We start from the raw sequence: 17,246 nt of genomic DNA on the forward strand, positions 1-17,246 counted from the left end.
TGGCTTAAAATTTCAGATTAGGTTAAAATCTAACCTGAGATTCAAAGAATATTTTGTTAAACTCCTCGGGTGGGATTCGAACCTACGACCAATCGGTTAACAGCCGATCGCTCTACCACTGAGCTACCGAGGAACGTTGTGTCTCTCTTTTAGCCACAGTTACTAATAGTAGCGCCTGATCCTAATTTTTTGCAAGCTTTTTTGAAAAAAATTTTTTTGACTTTGGTTGCAAAAGCTGAAACCCTCTTGATACCGTGATTATAACCCCATCCTCATGCGAGCCAGACGGTTTTGAGCTTCTGCGTCTAGGGAATTAGCCAAGAAACGACTCGAAGATGGCTTCCGTGGTTGATGACGACGCTGACGACGCTGGGTAGTGGCTTCCACCTCTTCTGCTAACTGTTCGGCGGACATCCACTCAGCACCATAGCCCGTCACGGTTAACTGTTGAGCGCGGTCTGAAGTCGCCACAATCAACCGACGTCGCGACAACCGCAGTTGACGCCCCAAAGAAGCACAGAGTTTTTCAATATAAGTATCTGCGGTTTGCCCAAAACCGGTATAATGAATCGACACATTGCGGGTAATAGTTTCGCTGACACCGGGGGTATTTTGATAGTGAGCATCAAAGACCAGTCGAGCGTCGAGTCCCTCAAAGGCGCTATAGTCCACTAAGGTTTCAATCAAATGTCTCCGCGCTGTTTCCATATCATCAACATCGCGTTTCTGTCGCAATAGGGGCCAGATTCCAATTATGTTATAGCCGTCTACAAATAAGACAGCTTTGGTGAGGGAGCTACTCATGGTTAAATTTTAAATAAACTTGCATGGACTCGACGACAAATAAAAAATCGTCGAGAGTCCATTTTTTCCCCATATTATCACATAATTTTGACACTCTCAGGTCTGAAGACACTCTGAGTGTCGAAGTTGTGATGTCTAAGTCATTTCGGGCAATATTTAAAAAAGCCTGACACCGATGGGGGGGTTTGGGGGCCGGTTTCCTACGATAGCTTTTATTGTCTCACCCAACCATTCACCGTAAATCGACTATCTTTGAACTGTTTAGAAGGACAATTAACGGGCAGAACTTCGTGCATTAAACCACTATAGAAAAAGATAATTCGGTTATTCAGAGGTTCAATAGCTTGAAAATTTTCTAATTTGGAATAAGCATATTGACCTTGCCATTGGGTATCATAAATTAATAATTCTCCTCCAGTGAAAGCCTTGGGTTCCTGATAAAAATAATAAACGTAACTTAACATTCGAGTTTCATCTCTAGCCGAACCATTATCATTATGAGTGCGGAAATAATGACCATGATTATGGGCAGTCAGTTGGGCATCAATATGGGTAATTGGAAACGGGGGAATATCAAGTTTTTCTAAGGCTTTCCAGAACATCGCTTTAACTCGGTTGATAACCATATCACCAAAATCTGGAGAATAATAGAGAACCAAAGAATCCCGATGTTCAGGATAGTCTGATGTGTTGGTAGCTGGGCCAGTTAATTGGAATTGCTGTTCTTGTTCTAAAGCATAATTCAGAAGATTTTGATGGTCTTCTGGAGATAAAAAATTATCAATTTGCCAATATTTAAGTTTAAAAATTTCCGCTTGGGGTGTAGATGGAATTGCGGGAGTATGAGCTTTAATAAAAATCGGTGGTTCGGTAATTACTCCGACTAGAGAATTACTAGAAAACCAGAGGGCTTGTTGCTGTCCATTCATCGGAATTTGAAACAATTTTGGCGGTTCATCGGAATTTTTTTCGGTGGGATGAACTACCGCATTTAATAAATTTAAGAGTAAGGGAGAATTCGAGGCCAAGGTAATTTGATATTGATAACCCCCCAAAAGGAGTATGGTCACATTAATATCTTGAGGGGTTGATGCTGTTGTTAAACTGTCCATATTTTATAATAGAAAACAAAGAATAATAAGGTTTATTGTTAAAGTGAAGATTTACCAGTATATAAATTAAATCGGCACTTGATTATAGCATACTTTCTTTTATTTACCTAAATTAACTAAAACGGGAACCTGATCAACACGGGAATTGTAAATTAAAGTAAAATTTAATGCCCAAGTTATATTTAATCAGAGATAATCTAAAGTGAGATAATTTTTAGCAAGAGTAAAGTCTTATATATGAACCATCCCCTATCGCCCCAGTGCCAAAACTTACAACATCAGGTTGAAGGTTTGGTCAAACTTCTACATCAAGAACCCACTCTGCGCCAACAGGATATTACTGCTGTTCATGCTTCTTTAAAGAAAGTCATTTCTCCCAAATTTGAAATTGTGTTTGCGGGGGCGTTTAGTGCCGGAAAATCCATGTTAATTAATGCCCTTTTAGAAAGGGAATTATTATATAGTGCCGAGGGACACGCCACCGGAACTGAATGTTATATTGATTATGCTGAACTTGATCAAGAACGGGTAGTTTTAACCTTTTTAAGTGAAGCCGAAATCAGGGAACAAGTCACTAATTTATGTCAATTATTGGGCTTATCTTCTAATGTTAATATCAATCGAAATGATATGATTGATATATTAGTAGAAGGATGCGAAAGAATTATTCAGCAAGAAGGCGGAGTGAATAAATCTGAACGGGCCAAACAAGCTAAAGCCTTAGATTTATTAATCAAAGGATTTACGGAAAATCGCGATCGCATTCAAACCCTAAATAATGCGACATATTCAATGGAACAGTTTAACTTTTCCAACCTCAAAGAAGCGGCGAGTTATGCCCGTCGAGGGAGTAATAGCGCGGTCTTAAAACGGATTGAATACTATTGCTACCATCCCCTATTAAAAGATGGAAATGTAATTATAGATACCCCTGGAATTGATGCACCCGTGGAGAAAGATGCCCAATTAACCTATAACAAAATTGAACATCCCGATACATCGGCGGTGGTCTGTGTTTTGAAACCAGCATCGGCGGGAGAAATGACCATTGAAGAAACGGAACTCTTAGAAATAATTCGTCAAAATCCGAGTATCCGTGATCGGGTTTTTTATATCTTTAATCGAATTGATGAAACCTGGTATAATGCCCAATTACGTCAACGGTTAGAGAACTTAATTTATTCTGACTTTCAGGATACCACCAGGGTCTATAAAACCAGTGGATTATTAGGGTTTTATGGTAGTCAAATTAAAGGCACAAGCGGACGTGATCGCTTTGGTTTAGATAGTATTTTCGCCGAAAGTATTAAAGGGTTTGGAGGCGAAGAAGAAACTCCCCAATTTGTCTATGCTTTTAATAACTATTGTGGCAGTTCTCGCAAACTTCCCATCCAGTTTCGAGTCACTATTAATGGTTTTGAATCTCCGAATCAAAACTACACCCGAATTTTAGCCGATTGGGGACAACCCTTAGTTGATCAGTTAATTAAAGATAGCGGAATTGAGGAATTTCGTAACGCTATTACTTACTATTTAACCGAAGAAAAACGCCCGCAACTGTTTAAAAATCTAGCCGATGATTTAGAAGATATTTGTATTCCCCTACGCAAGTATTATGAATCAATTGAACGGGATTTAGACAGTCAACCCCGTGAAATTGAAGCGATGAAAGCCCAGGAATTACAACTGCTGAATCAACAATTACAAGAAGCGGGACTGGAATTTCGAGATCATATTATGGAGGAAATTAATCAGATTATTACCAATAAATGTGATAGCTTTGAACAGGATTTTAAGCAATTAGAATCTCGGATGGTACGGCGTTTAGATGAATTATTAGATGGTTTTTCTGTAAAAGAAGCCTATAGTCGGGCTACTTTCAATCATCCTCGGAATGCAACTGCACCTTTATTAGCAGTTTTAGTTGAGGCTTTGTATTATTTAGCTAATCAATTAGAGGATATTTTAGTTGAGTCAGTTAAATCTGTGAATGCTGGTTTTTTCCGTCGTTTAGTTGAAAAAGTTCGCAAGACTGAATATTATCGCAAACTCAATCGTTTATTAGGGAATGATGGCGGGTTAGAAAAACGGTTAAAAGAGTTAGAAGCAGAAGTTAATCAAGCGTTAATTGCGATGGCAAAAACTGAATGCGATCGCTATGTCCGAGAAAGTCCTAAATTCTATGATGAAGGCACATTTTCGATTTATCAATTTCGCCAAACTCTATTACAAACCTCATCCAGTTATGACGTGAAAGCAATAGTTGATGCCGAACCCGCTATCCGTCAATTGTTGAAGTTAGATTTTGAACCCAAAGTCTCAAAAACGATTCATCAAACCTTCCGCCAAACTGTTAACCAAACTCTAAAAACCCATTTATTACCGATGACGGATATTCAAGCGGATGAGATTATGCAGCAGTATAGTCAAGCGCGGGTTTATTTGGAAAAAACTTTGGCACAGGAAGCGGAGGAGAAAATTAAAAATAATGCCAAATCTCATTTGGAAGTGAATCAAAAGATTAACGAATACAATCAATTTGTTTCGGAAATTAATAGTTGTTTACAGTCGATGCAACTGTTTGAACACTTATTACCAACTATTGCTAATTCTGGTGTTATTGATGAGCAGTTTGATTTCTAATTAGACTCATAAACGCTATAAAAAACCCGGTTTCTTTGAGAAGCCGGGTTTTTGGGGTACGCCGGATTATAATAATTTTAATATTGACAAAATATTGTTATAACTCTAAAATAAATGTATTGATATTTTATGAGGTCATTTTTAGACATGAGTGATCTAGTTGATGTAAAAAATTGTGAAGATTATGAAGTTCTGCTATTTGGAAATCATACTTGCCTTGTTGAAAAACTGAAACAAGATCTTGAGTATGCTTTGAAAGAACGTGCACAAGGTATTTTAGACTCACTTGCTAACAAACAATCTATAGATAGGAGTTGTTATGACAAACAATGGTTTGAAGAAGGAAAAGAGTGTAAACTTTTAAAATTAGGTGCGAAGGAATGGCAATCTGGAACCCTTAAAATGAAAGTTACTCTTGAATTCTGCCCAGAAGAACCTGAAGAAGATGAAGTTGAGGAGGAAGAAGAAATTGATGAACTGGTAAAATCTTTAGATGATATTCGTCAAAAATTAAACCAAGAAAATAAGTAACAGAAGATGGCTATAGCAATCCCAAATAGGTTATGGAGACAAATTAGCCTGAAACCCAGGCACAGCAAGGAGCCAATGTGACAACCTATTTAAGATTGCTAAGTACCTAAACAAAATTAATTACACATCTTCTGCCCTGTTCCCTGTTCCCTGTTCCCTGTTCCCCGTTCCCTGTTCCCTCCCCCCCTAGCCCCCCGTGCACGGGGGGTTTGGGGGGGCTGTTCCCTCTCTCAACTAGGTAATTTATTTTGTGCAACTACTTATTAGGAATTGAGAGTAACAGTTTGTTGACGATTTCTGACCTCCAAATAAATCAATAAAGCATTAATATCCGACGGATTTACCCCCCCAATTCTCGACGCTTGACCAATGGTTAAAGGTTTAACCTTCATTAACTTTTCTCGCGCTTCCATTGACAAAGTTTCGATTTTGAGATAATTCAAATCTTCCGATAAGGCTCGATTAGATTGGCGACTAACTTGGTCAATTTGGTTTTGTTGCCGTTGCAGATATCCTGAATATTTAATCTCAATTTCTGCTCCTTCTTTTTCCACTTGATTTAAGAGATTATTACCTAAATTATATCGTTCTAAATCAACGTAATGCAACCCCGGACGGCGCAATAAATCCGCTAAAGTAATTGACCCTTTAATTTTTTGTTGGGTATCATTAACAATCGCAATTCCTACGGGATCATTTTCCTTAACTCGGGTAGCATATAACCGTTCTTTTTCCCCAATAATATTACCTTGTTTACGTTCAAATAACTCCCAGCGACGGTGATCAATTAACCCAATTTCTCGACCCAAAGGCGTTAACCGTTCATCGGCATTATCTGACCGTAATAATAAGCGATATTCCGACCGACTGGTTAACACCCGATAGGGTTCTCGCAGGTCTTTTGTACATAAATCATCAATCAAAGTTCCGATATAACTTTGTTCACGGGAAAAGACAATCATCTGTTGATGTTTGACAAATCTTACCGCATTAATTCCCGCCACCAAACCCTGGGCTGCGGCTTCTTCATACCCCGTTGTACCATTAATTTGTCCTGCACAAAATAGCCCCTCAACTTTCTTGGTCATCAAAGTTGGATAACATTGAGTTGCGGGTAAATAATCGTATTCCACCGCATAAGCCGGACGCAACATGGCACAATTTTCTAACCCGGGAAGACTTCTTAACATTTGCAATTGTAAAGTTTCAGGTAAACCCGTAGAAAATCCTTGAATATACAATTCAGGAATATCTCGACCTTCCGGCTCAATAAAAATTTGATGACTTTCTTTATCCGCAAACCGCACAATTTTATCTTCAATACTCGGACAATATCGGGGGCCCTTCGCATCCACCCAACCGCCATAAACCGGAGATAAATGCAAATTTTCTCGAATAATTCGATGGGTTTCGGCCGTAGTTCGAGTCAAATGACAACACATTTGTTCCCGTTCAATTTGTACTTCTGGGTCAAAACTAAACCAGCGCACTTCTGTATCCCCTGGTTGCGGTTCTAATTTAGAATAATCCACAGAACGTTTATCAACTCGCGCCGGAGTTCCGGTTTTTAATCTTCCGGTTTCAAAGCCTAAACGGTTGAGGGTTTCTGTTAACCCAACGGCGGCAAATTCTCCCGCCCGTCCCGCGGCCATTGATTTATTACCAACCCAAATAATACCGCCTAAAAATGTACCTGTTGTTAATATTACCGCTTGACATTTAAAAGCAACTCCAAAATAAGTTTCAACCCCAATAATTTCTTGATTTTTACCTAAAATTAAATCCGTTACCATCCCTTCTCGGACGGTAAGATTATCCTGATTTTCCACAATATTTTTCATCACGGCGGCGTATTCCCGTTTATCGGTTTGCGCCCGTAAAGCCCACACCGCAGGGCCACGAGAAATATTCAGCACCCGTTTTTGCAAATAGGTACGGTCGGCCATTTTGCCAATTTCTCCCCCCAAAGCATCGACTTCATGGACGAGTTGGGACTTAGCAGGGCCTCCAACGGCCGGGTTACAGGGTTGCCAAGCGATTTTATCGAGGTTAAGGGTTAAGAGCAGGGTACGGCTTCCCAACCGGGCCGCAGCCAGCGCCGCCTCACAGCCCGAATGTCCGGCCCCGACCACAATAATGTCAAATTCATCTAAAAATTCTACTGAGGGTGTTAGGGTCATGGGTTAGGTTAAGGTTTTATAGACTTATTTCTTGATTTTAGCGGTTAAAATTGATATCATCTTAGGCTAAGGTTTTCATAAAGTTCAAGGGGAGTTAAAAATGACTAATGTTGATGTTACCGAAATTCAAGGGAATTTTTCAGAACTTTTGAGTCGTGTTGAACAGATGGGTGAGAAAGTTGTGATTGAGCAAAATGGTCAAGAATTAGTTACATTAGAAGATGTGATTACAGGTTATAATGTGCTGTATGGAACTCATTTTACCTTGGAAAATATTATTAATAATTAACTAAACACAAAATTGATTCGCTATATGCTAAAAAAATTACGTTTAGAACGATTTAAAAATTTTAAAGAAGCCGAATTAACTTTGGGTAATTTTACAATTTTAGTGGGTACTAATGCTACAGGTAAAAGTAATATTGGTGACGCTTTACGTTTTTTACATGGAATTAGTCGAGGTTATAATTTAGCTGAAATATTAGGAGAAAAGTGGGGACAAGGAGGTTTTTTGGAATGGGAAGGTATTAGAGGAGGGAAACAGAATATTACTTTTCAAAATTCTCCAACTTTTGCTATAGAAGTCACTTTTAGTTTGCCCATAGGTGATATAGATGAAAAAGAAGATCACTTACGGCCAATGCTAAGAGCAGGTGAATATGAATTAATCTATCGTGTAGAGGTTAATCCAGGAATTAATGGTAAACAGCCTAAAGTTATAGAGGAAAGTTTATATAATTTAGGACGTTCAAAGGAAAAAAATCTTATCTTTAAGGTCAATGAATCACCTAATAATTCTGCAAAAATGTTACTTTATGTATCTTCTGAGTCAGAAGATATAAAAGAAATAGAATTTTCAAGAAACAACAGTAAATCCTTTACTGATAGTAACTCAATAAAAAATATTTTAAAAAATAATGACATAATAGATAAAGATAAAATTGGTTGGAGTATTGATGATACTTTTAACGAATTAAGTAGTTTAAAATTCTTAGATTTATTTCCTGATGCGATGCGAAGACCCTCTAACCCAGGTCAAAATATTTTAGGCGATCGCGGAGAAAACTTATCTTCAGTATTACAAGGAATTTGTGAAAATCCCACCCGTAAAATCGCTGTATTAGAATGGTTAAAAGCATTAACGCCAATGGATGCGACGGATTTAGAATTTGTTACAGATATAACGGGTAAAATCTTACTGGTATTAATAGAAGCGAATGGTCAAAAAATCCCAATTATTAGTGCATCCGATGGAACTTTAAGATTTTTAGCTATCATTGCAGCCTTATTTAATGAATCTGATGATTTACCTAATTTTAGTTGTTATTTTTTGGAAGAATTAGATAACGGTCTTCATCCCACCCGTTTACATCTTCTCATAGAATTAATTGAAACTCGTGTTAAACAAACTAACTTGCAAATTATTGCCACAACCCATTCTTCGCAACTTCTAAGATTATTAAGTTATGAGACTTTACAAAATACCTCTTTAACTTATCGCTTAGAAAATCAACCTGATGCCAAAATTAAAAGAATTTTTGATATCTCTCCAGAAACAGAAACTTTAATTAAAGAACAAAGTTTAGCCCGTCTTCATGAGTCAGGATGGTTAGAAAATATTATGGAATTTTCTCAGGAGGAGGAATAATTTATGAAAGTTTTAGTTATTCCTGAAGATTTCCGTAAAGATCAATATATGCTCAAACCCATTATTAAAGCAATGATGTCAAACTTAGGGAAAACAAAAGCTCAGGTTCAAGTTTGTCAAGACCCCCTATTAGGTGGAGTTAATGAAGCTTTAAAACTTGAAAATATATTAGCTATTATTGAACAGTATCGCGGAAAAGCTGATTTATTTATATTATGTGTTGACCGTGATGGAAAAGAGGGACGAAAACAAGCGTTAAACAAACTAGAACAAGAAGCTGCAAAAATTTTAACATCCCGTCAGAGTTTACTTTTAGCGGAAAATGCTTGGCAAGAAATAGAGGTATGGGTGTTAGCTGGATATGATTTATCATCAGAATGGAAATGGCAAGAAGTCCGTCGAGAAGAACATCCAAAAGAACGATATTTTATCCCCTTAGCTAAACAACAAAATCTGTTAGAAACCCCAGGAGAAGGTCGAAAAATTATGGCTGAAAAAGCTGCTGGAAACTATAAACGACTACGGCAACTTTGTCCAGAAGATTTGTTGAATTTAGAACAGCGAATTAAAGACTGGCTAGATATTTTAAAATGAAGCAATATTTTTATTTTAATTAGATTACGGTTATCAGATTTGTGTCAACTGCCTAAAAAATGTTAATATAGAAACAACTCAACTCTATAATTAAAATAGGTAATTCTGCTAAATTAAAAAACAAAGTAAATAGCAGCTTGAATTACAGGAGAACTCATGAACTCAACCACCCATGAAACAGACTTTTATGCTTGGACGAATGAACAGGTACAGCTATTAAAAACGGGACAACTTAATCAAATTGATTGGCAAAACATTGCTGAAGAAATAGAGGACATGGGACGCTCGGAAAAACGACAATTAGAAAGCCGATTAGAAGTCTTAATTATGCACTTATTAAAATGGCAATTTCAGCCTAACCTACGCTCTCGAAGTTGGCAATTAACGATTAAAGAGCAACGCCTCCGGTTAGAAAAAATTCTACAAAAAAACCCTAGTCTTCAACCGAATTTGACTGAAGCGATAGAAGATGTCTATCCTTTGGCGACTCTGAGCGCGGAAAGAGAAACCGGGTTATCTTTATTTCCTGAAACTTGTCCCTATACCTTAACAGAGATTTTATCCCCTGAATTTTTACCAGAGTAAATGATTATATAAAATTTTACTCTATTTTGTGGCAACTCCCTAAAAAATGTTAATATAGGAATAACTCAATTATATAATTAAAATAGGTAATTCTGCCATGAAAACTTTAGTAAAATGGTCTGTAGAGGATTATCACCAGATGATTAATGCTGGGATTTTGTGCGATCGCCAAGTTGAATTATTAGCAGGTGAAATTATTGAAATGAGTCCAGAAATTCCGATTCATTATAACAAAACCAAGCGAGGAGTAGAATACTTAGAAATCTTGCTGACAGGTAAAGCGGATATTCGTTTTAATGGCCCCATTACCTTATCTGAATCTGAACCAGAACCGGATATTGCTATTGTCCGACTACCAGAGTCAACTTATCAAGATCATCATCCCTATGCTGAGGATATTTTTTGGCTCATAGAAGTGGCTAAAAGTAGTTTAAAAAAAGATTTAGAATTAAAATTATCAATTTATGCTCAAGCTCAAATTGAAGAATATTGGGTTTTAGATTTATCCCAAAAACAATTAATCGTATTTAGAAATCCTGAGAATAATATTTATTTGAGTCAACAAATTATTAATCAAGGCATGATTAACTCCTTAGCTTTTCCAGATATTGAGATATCTGTTGAAAGATTATTGAGTTAAATAATCTTCACAAAGGCAGGGCTAGTTACGATACAATTCAATTAAAAGCTAGTATCAAGTATTATGACAACTACAGAACAAGCACCGTTAATGACTGAGACTGACGCAGAACTGATTGATAATGCTATGGCCACCGTCAGACCCTCAGAAGAAATTGAAAACGTCCTGATCGGTTTAGCTCAAGACCAAAAGGTAATGGTCGGACAGTCCGAAGCGGGTAAGGTTTGGCAATTTGAATATGGTAGTGTGGAAGTTTTTGTGCAACTCACCGGAGAAACCGATGAAGATACCATCACGGTTTGGGCGACGGTACTAAAATTTCCGGTGAAAAATGAAAATCAGTTAATGCGAAAATTATTAGAAATGAACTGGTTATCTACTTTAGAATCCCATTTTGCGATTACCAATGATCAAGTTGTAGTTTTATCGAGCCGCAATTTAGCAGATATTTCTGCCACTGAAATCTCACGCATTATTACCATTGTGGCGACAATTGCCGATAATAACGATGATAGCTTACAAGCCGAGTTCAAAGTCTAATATTTGGCGTTTAATTCCTGTATTTAAAGCCTCTGGACATTTGCAAATGGCAATTGACCATTGGTTGTTTCGTCAACATCAACAGGGAAAACATCCCCCCAGTTTACGGTTTTATTTTTGGGAACCTGCGAGTATTTCTTTAGGTTATCATCAGAAATCTTGGCCGGAACATTGGCAACAGTTAACTTGGCAAAACCAACCTTTAGAGTTAGTTAAACGTCCCACCGGAGGTCGGGCGGTTTTACATCAAGGGGATTTAACCTATGCGGTCATCGCTTCGGGATTGCCCCAAAATTCTAGGGTAGCCTATCAAACATTATGCCAATTTTTAATTGAAGGATGGCGATCGCTCGGCTATGAACTCCACTATGGTTCTGCTGGACGGGGATATATTCACAACCCCAACTGTTTTGCCACCGCCACCGCCGCCGATTTAGTCCTATCCGATGGCACTAAATTAATTGGCAGTGCCCAACTCAAGGGAAATGGGACAATTCTACAACATGGCTCCATTCGGTTAACTCCTGATGCGGAACTGTTTCGTCAGGTGTTTGGTCTGGAAATGCCCTCACCAACCCTAACTACTTTACCGTTTGGGGAGGAGTTGGTTTCAACGGTTATTGATGCTTTGGGGGTAGCAGCCCGTTGTTGGTTCGGGGGAGAATGGGTAATACAGGCCCTCTCAGATAGGGAATTGCAGACCATTGAAGCCGAGTATTCAACCCCTTGGGGCGTGTTTGCTGACGCCATGGTAGTTTAAGATCATCAATGACAATGCACCTGATTTCAAGATAAAAAAATGGATACAAAAGCATTTATACGTTCCTTACAAGAGTCAGAAACCTATCATCGCAAAGGCTTTGGTCATCAGGAAGAAGTGGCAAATGTTATGCACTCAGCCTATCAAAGTTCTTTAATTCAAGAGATTAGAGAGAATAACTATAGTATTAAACGGGGAAATGTTACGATTCAAATGGCTCAATCCTTTGGGTTTTGTTGGGGTGTGGAAAGGGCTGTGGCTATGGCCTATGAAACTCGTGAACATTTTCCAACGGAAAATATTTGGATTACCAACGAAATTATTCATAATCCTTCGGTGAATCAACATTTAAAGGATATGAAAGTTGAGTTTATTCCTGTCGAAAATGGGAATAAGAATTTTTCAGTAGTGAATTCTGGGGATGTGGTAATTTTACCTGCGTTTGGGGCAAGTATTCAAGAAATGCAAACCTTAAACGAAAAAGGCTGTAAAATTGTTGATACCACTTGCCCTTGGGTGTCTAAAGTTTGGAATAGCATTGAGAAACACAAAAAAAGAGATTATACCTCTATTATTCATGGAAAATATAAACATGAAGAAACCGTTGCTACCATTTCCTTTGCTGATAAATATTTAGTAATTTTGAATTATAAAGAGGCGGAATATGTGTCTAATTACATTCTGAATGGAGGCGATCGTCAAGAGTTTTTAGCAAAATTTAGTCGAGCCTGTTCCGAAGGTTTTGATCCCGATCAAGATTTAAAGCAAATTGGCATTGCTAACCAAACCACCATGCTGAAAAGTGAAACCGAACAAATCGGCAAACTATTAGAGCATACGATGATCAAAAAATATGGCCCTGATCAATTAAATAATCATTTTCAAAGTTTTAATACCATTTGTGATGCCACCCAAGAACGCCAAGATGCCATGATTGGGATATTAGATCAACCGTTAGATTTAATGGTTGTGATTGGGGGCTTTAATTCTTCTAATACCACCCATTTACAGGAAATGTCCGTGGAAAAAGGAATTTTATCTTATCATATTGACTGTGCAGAACGCATTTTAGCGGATAACCAGATTGAACATAAACCGTTAGGCAAATCTTTGGAAATTCAAGAAAACTGGCTTCCTGATGGGGAGATTTTAGTTGGAATTACGTCCGGTGCATCGACGCCTGATAAAGTGGTGGAAGAAGTAATTGAACGGATTTTTTCACAAAAACTTTCTCAGGTTTAAGACTAAAAATAAACGAGATTTTCTCTCCCATGATTAGGATAATCAAGCCAGGTTATAATCATCTTGATTAAGTTTTCCGGCTTTGATTATCCTGAATTTATTAAACCCTTTTGCTCAACAATTTTGAACATAACTTAAATGGGATTGCTATATTCATTAATTATTAGTATAAGGAATAATTAAGTACCTAAACAAAATTAATTACACATCCTCCACCCTATTCCCTCCCTCCCTAGCCCCCCGTGCACGGGGGGTTTGGGGGGCTGTTACGGTGTTCCCTCTCTCAACTAGGTAATTTATTTTGTGTAACTACTTACAATGATTCAATCAGCAACAAAACTCTTAAATGTTGATCAATTTATTACTGAATATGGTGATAGCGATCGCCATGAATTAATAGATGGAGAGTTAATTGAAATGGAACCGACTGGACTACACGAACAAGTAGGAGCTTTTATCAGTCGAAAACTAAATGTAGAAATTGATCGTCAAGACCTGCCTTCCCTAATTCCCCATCGTTGTTTGATCAAACTATTAGGAACAGAAACCGCTTTTCGTCCCGATCTGATTGTATTAGATCAAACAAAACTGATTGATGAACCCCTATGGGAACAAAAACCTATAATTACATCAGGAAAATCCATTCAACTAATTGCTGAAGTTGTCAGTACCAACTGGCAAAATGATTATGCGCGGAAGGTGGAAGATTATGCTTTATTCGGAGTTCCTGAATATTGGATTATTGATTATTTAGGAATAGGAGGTAGAGAATATATTGGTAAACCAAAACAACCTACTCTTACTATTTGTAATCTAGTCGGTGATCAGTATCAAAAACAATTATTTCAAAATAATGATTTACTGGTTTCATTAATCTTTCCCAATTTAAAAATCACCGCTCAACAAATATTTGCAGCAGGTCGTATCGTGTAACATCATGAACTTGAATAACTTTGAGTGTAAAGGCTGTTTCTCTAATATAATCAGAATTGTTTAAACTCACGGGCGATAGATTAAATCCCTTCAACATAATTAGCTCAGAACTCGTGCTTGGGCAATTTCTCTATTACCAATAGCCCGAATTTGAGAACTAAATAAAGAAATAATAGTAATTGTTTGACCTGTGAGGGTCATAAATTCTACTTCGTATCCTAAACCTTCTTGATGGACTAAAACTACAGTACCAATATCGCCTGCTTTTAAATTATATTCGGCTAAATCATGAGTTAAAACCACTCGGTCTAATTCAGTAATCATAAACCCATCAAATCATCTTGTTTAAGAAGCTGGAGAATCGCTGGTAAAATAAATATGACCTAGGGTTTTTCCCTGATAAACTCGTTTGGTTAAACGCCAACCCGGTTCTAAAATTATTTTAGCGAAACCACTCGTAAATCCATAAGTTCTACCAATAATAATCGGTGGAGCGTAGGCATCAGCCCGGGACTGGGCGACCAATAAAATATCACTCGGCGTACTTTGAACACTCAAAGAATGGGACAGCACCAAATCCGTTCCGGCCATTCTCACCGAATAACCGTTACTATCGGTGGCCCGTCCACAAATCCCAGTAAAATCAAAATTCAGCAGTAACGGATCAACAATCGTAGGTTGACTACCACTCTCATTCCAACAGGGGCGACGATCCGAGACCTGTTCCACAACTACTAAAGTATGTCCAAAGGCGCGAGGCACAGCGATCGCCACAAATCGATCCTGTTCCACCTCTTTTTGGTCAAAATCAACCGCGATCGCATTTAAGCTAAAACTCAGGACTGATATCCCGATGATCAAGGCGACAATAGTTCGTTTTAGTGCTAATTTCATCTGGATTTTTGCACCGTCCAATGGCAACAAGAACTTACTCTAAATATTTTCTAAAATCCCACGGGAACCACTAACCCTTCCCGTGCCATAATTGCTTGGGGAGATACCGCTTGGACTTCCTTTTCTACCTGATCCAGAAAGTCATCGCTGTGGCTAGGGTCATGGTGGAAAATCACCACTCGCTTAACTCCGGCAGCTTTAGCCATCTTTACGGCCTCTTGCCAAGTGGAATGTCCCCAACCGATTTTCGGAGATTTAGGATTATGATACTCCTCATCGCTATACATAGCATCGTAGATCAAAATATCGGCATTTTGAGACAGATTTAAGACATTCTCATCCAGGCCATCGGGGAGATGTTCGGTATCGGAACAATAAACCGCCGTCCGTCCCTTCCAAGTCACCCGATATCCCATAGCCGTATTCGGATGGTTCAGTTGTCCGGTTTCAATCAGAATATCATCCAACATCATCGAATCCCCAGGCTTGAGTGTATAGAATCTCAAGTCTCCTTGTAGTCCCGTCAGGGGAACTGGAGAATTAGGATGCAAAATTCGGTCGATAAAATGTTGTTTCATCGAGTCCCCATCCGGTGGAATTGCCCCATAGATATGAAAGCAATTACCCCGCATAAAAGCCGGGGTAAACAGGGGAAATCCTTGAATATGATCCCAGTGGTAGTGGGTAAAGAACATATACGCCTCCACCGGGGCTTCTTTAAGTAAATCATCTCCTAGGAGTCGCAGGCCAGTTCCGCCATCAAAAATCAAGCGTTTACCAGCCACTCGCATTTCCAAACAGGAGGTGTTACCCCCATAACGAATCGTCTCTTTTCCGGGGGTGGGAATACTACCCCTAACCCCCCAGAACTGGATCACAAAATCCTCTGGGTTAGAGTCGGGAGCCGATAAATTAGAGAGCTTCTGAGGGTTAGCCCCCACAGACGATAGGCTGGTTTCCATTTTATTCTTCAGGCTTCAAAGTTCCACACTGACCATGATGACGCAGCAAATGATCGCACAAAACTAGAGCAACCATCGCTTCTACCATTGGCACAGCCCGAGGTAAAACACAGGGGTCATGCCGTCCTTTCGCCGATAACAACGTTTCCTCTCCCTCCTGGGTGACGGTGCGTTGCTCCTTCCGAATTGTAGCAGTTGGCTTAAATGCTACTCGGATAATAATATTTTCTCCATTGGAAATGCCACCCTGAATTCCACCCGATCGATTGGTTACTGTTCGGACGCCGCCCACAGAATCAATATAAAATTCATCGTTATGTTGACTGCCTGTGAGCAGAGTGCCAGCAAAGCCAGAGCCAATTTCAAATCCTTTACTCGCGGGTAAGGACATTACCCCTTTGGCTAGATCTGCTTCTAGTTTATCAAATACTGGAGATCCGAGTCCTAAAGGAATATTTCTGGCAACACATTCTACCACGCCACCAATAGAATCCCCCTGATCCCGAACCTGTTCAATCCGTTCTATCATGGTTTCGGCACAATTGCCATCGGGACAACGAACAATATTACTTTCCACTTGTTCTAGGGTGACGCTATTGGGATCAATCACTCCTTCGATATCTTGAATTCGTTTCACATAACCAATAATTTCTACCCCAGCATATTGTTTAAGAATTTGTTTAGCGATCGCCCCAGCCGCCACTCTTCCAATAGTTTCTCTGGCCGAAGATCGTCCCCCTCCTTGCCAATTTCTAATCCCATATTTAGCATCATAAGTAGCATCGGCATGGGAAGGGCGATATTTAACCGCCATATCACTATAATCTTGGGGGCGAGTATCTTGGTTCCGTACCATAATCATAATCGGGGTTCCCAAGGTTCGTCCCTCAAAGACTCCACTGAGAATGTCACAAGTATCGGTTTCTTTGCGGGGAGTAGTAATCTTACTTTGTCCGGGGCGACGTCGATCCAATTCCGCCTGAATATCTGTAATATCAAGTTTTAATCGGGGAGGGCAACCATCGATCACAACTCCCACCGCCCCACCGTGGGATTCTCCAAAGGTCGTGATCCGAAATAAATGCCCAAATGTGTTGCCCATAATGGTTGTGTTTATTTTGCCAAACTCTTTATTATAGCAGATATGGAGCTAAATCAGACCTGAAACCCGTAGAAAA

The 17,246-nt window shown here is 38.9% G+C and carries 18 protein-coding genes and 1 tRNA gene; 11 read left to right on the forward strand and 8 right to left on the reverse strand.

Annotated features, from left to right (window positions below; translation table 11 throughout):
- Positions 1-61: 61 nt before the first annotated feature.
- The 3 genes from AC559H_RS03445 to AC559H_RS03455 all read right to left on the reverse strand — a co-directional run bounded on the left by AC559H_RS03445 (position 62) and on the right by AC559H_RS03455 (position 1,916).
- Positions 62-133 (reverse strand) — tRNA-Asn (locus tag AC559H_RS03445).
- A 125-nt stretch (positions 134-258) separates the two neighbouring features.
- The gene (locus AC559H_RS03450; protein WP_026793740.1) at positions 259-804 is read right to left on the reverse strand and encodes an NYN domain-containing protein; all 546 of its coding nucleotides are present in this window, start codon (positions 802-804) and stop codon (positions 259-261) included.
- 212 nt (positions 805-1,016) lie between these two features.
- On the reverse strand, positions 1,017-1,916 hold the full coding sequence (locus tag AC559H_RS03455; protein WP_026793741.1) for a 2OG-Fe(II) oxygenase: 900 nt from the start codon (positions 1,914-1,916) through the stop codon (positions 1,017-1,019).
- Positions 1,917-2,153: 237 nt separating this feature from the next.
- Here AC559H_RS03455 and AC559H_RS03460 point away from each other — a divergent pair, with 237 nt between their 5' ends.
- Positions 2,154-4,559 (forward strand): dynamin family protein, encoded by a 2,406-nt coding sequence (locus AC559H_RS03460; RefSeq protein WP_051319444.1) that lies wholly within the window; start codon positions 2,154-2,156, stop codon positions 4,557-4,559.
- A 147-nt stretch (positions 4,560-4,706) separates the two neighbouring features.
- The gene (locus AC559H_RS03465; RefSeq protein WP_051319443.1) at positions 4,707-5,090 is read left to right on the forward strand and encodes a KGK domain-containing protein; all 384 of its coding nucleotides are present in this window, start codon (positions 4,707-4,709) and stop codon (positions 5,088-5,090) included.
- 263 nt (positions 5,091-5,353) lie between these two features.
- Here AC559H_RS03465 and mnmG read toward each other — a convergent pair whose 3' ends face one another.
- Positions 5,354-7,270, reverse strand: coding sequence for a tRNA uridine-5-carboxymethylaminomethyl(34) synthesis enzyme MnmG (gene mnmG, locus AC559H_RS03470; RefSeq protein WP_026793742.1), 1,917 nt, complete (start codon positions 7,268-7,270; stop codon positions 5,354-5,356).
- Positions 7,271-7,370: 100 nt separating this feature from the next.
- Between mnmG and AC559H_RS03475 the strand changes: the two genes are divergently transcribed.
- The 9 genes from AC559H_RS03475 (at position 7,371) to AC559H_RS03515 (ending at position 14,212) form a co-directional block, all read left to right on the forward strand.
- Positions 7,371-7,559: a type II toxin-antitoxin system Phd/YefM family antitoxin gene (locus AC559H_RS03475; protein WP_026793743.1), complete on the forward strand. Its 189-nt coding sequence runs from the start codon at positions 7,371-7,373 to the stop codon at positions 7,557-7,559.
- A gap of 24 nt (positions 7,560-7,583) precedes the next feature.
- Positions 7,584-8,918: an AAA family ATPase gene (locus tag AC559H_RS03480; RefSeq protein WP_026798440.1), complete on the forward strand. Its 1,335-nt coding sequence runs from the start codon at positions 7,584-7,586 to the stop codon at positions 8,916-8,918.
- A gap of 3 nt (positions 8,919-8,921) precedes the next feature.
- Positions 8,922-9,512, forward strand: a complete 591-nt coding sequence (locus AC559H_RS03485; RefSeq protein ID WP_026787076.1) for a hypothetical protein — start codon at positions 8,922-8,924, stop codon at positions 9,510-9,512.
- Positions 9,513-9,668: 156 nt separating this feature from the next.
- The gene (locus tag AC559H_RS03490; protein ID WP_026787075.1) at positions 9,669-10,097 is read left to right on the forward strand and encodes a DUF29 domain-containing protein; all 429 of its coding nucleotides are present in this window, start codon (positions 9,669-9,671) and stop codon (positions 10,095-10,097) included.
- Between the two features lie 97 nt (positions 10,098-10,194).
- A complete protein-coding gene (locus AC559H_RS03495; protein WP_026787074.1) occupies positions 10,195-10,737 on the forward strand; it encodes a Uma2 family endonuclease in 543 nt (180 codons plus the stop codon).
- Between the two features lie 63 nt (positions 10,738-10,800).
- Positions 10,801-11,277 carry a YbjN domain-containing protein gene (locus AC559H_RS03500; protein WP_026787073.1) on the forward strand — a complete coding sequence of 159 codons (477 nt, stop codon included), beginning with the start codon at positions 10,801-10,803 and terminating at the stop codon, positions 11,275-11,277.
- The gene (locus AC559H_RS03505; protein ID WP_036831085.1) at positions 11,246-12,037 is read left to right on the forward strand and encodes a lipoate--protein ligase family protein; all 792 of its coding nucleotides are present in this window, start codon (positions 11,246-11,248) and stop codon (positions 12,035-12,037) included. The genes AC559H_RS03500 and AC559H_RS03505 overlap by 32 nt, the downstream gene beginning before the upstream one ends.
- A gap of 39 nt (positions 12,038-12,076) precedes the next feature.
- Positions 12,077-13,279, forward strand: coding sequence for a 4-hydroxy-3-methylbut-2-enyl diphosphate reductase (locus AC559H_RS03510; RefSeq protein ID WP_026793749.1), 1,203 nt, complete (start codon positions 12,077-12,079; stop codon positions 13,277-13,279).
- Positions 13,280-13,597: 318 nt separating this feature from the next.
- Positions 13,598-14,212 (forward strand): Uma2 family endonuclease, encoded by a 615-nt coding sequence (locus tag AC559H_RS03515; RefSeq protein ID WP_026787070.1) that lies wholly within the window; start codon positions 13,598-13,600, stop codon positions 14,210-14,212.
- Between the two features lie 99 nt (positions 14,213-14,311).
- Here AC559H_RS03515 and AC559H_RS03520 read toward each other — a convergent pair whose 3' ends face one another.
- From AC559H_RS03520 to aroC, 4 genes are read right to left on the reverse strand one after another with little or no spacing between them, the layout of a single operon-like run.
- Positions 14,312-14,536 carry a DUF4926 domain-containing protein gene (locus AC559H_RS03520; protein WP_026787069.1) on the reverse strand — a complete coding sequence of 75 codons (225 nt, stop codon included), beginning with the start codon at positions 14,534-14,536 and terminating at the stop codon, positions 14,312-14,314.
- A 21-nt stretch (positions 14,537-14,557) separates the two neighbouring features.
- A complete protein-coding gene (locus AC559H_RS03525; protein ID WP_026793750.1) occupies positions 14,558-15,106 on the reverse strand; it encodes a DUF3747 domain-containing protein in 549 nt (182 codons plus the stop codon).
- Positions 15,107-15,156: 50 nt separating this feature from the next.
- On the reverse strand, positions 15,157-16,068 hold the full coding sequence (locus AC559H_RS03530; RefSeq protein ID WP_026787067.1) for an MBL fold metallo-hydrolase: 912 nt from the start codon (positions 16,066-16,068) through the stop codon (positions 15,157-15,159).
- 1 nt (position 16,069) lies between these two features.
- Positions 16,070-17,170, reverse strand: a complete 1,101-nt coding sequence (aroC, locus tag AC559H_RS03535; RefSeq protein WP_026787066.1) for a chorismate synthase — start codon at positions 17,168-17,170, stop codon at positions 16,070-16,072.
- Between the last annotated feature and the right edge of the window lie 76 nt (positions 17,171-17,246).

Source organism: Planktothrix prolifica NIVA-CYA 540, from assembly GCF_963864145.1.
In the GTDB taxonomy this organism is placed as follows: Bacteria; Cyanobacteriota; Cyanobacteriia; order Cyanobacteriales; family Microcoleaceae; genus Planktothrix; species Planktothrix agardhii.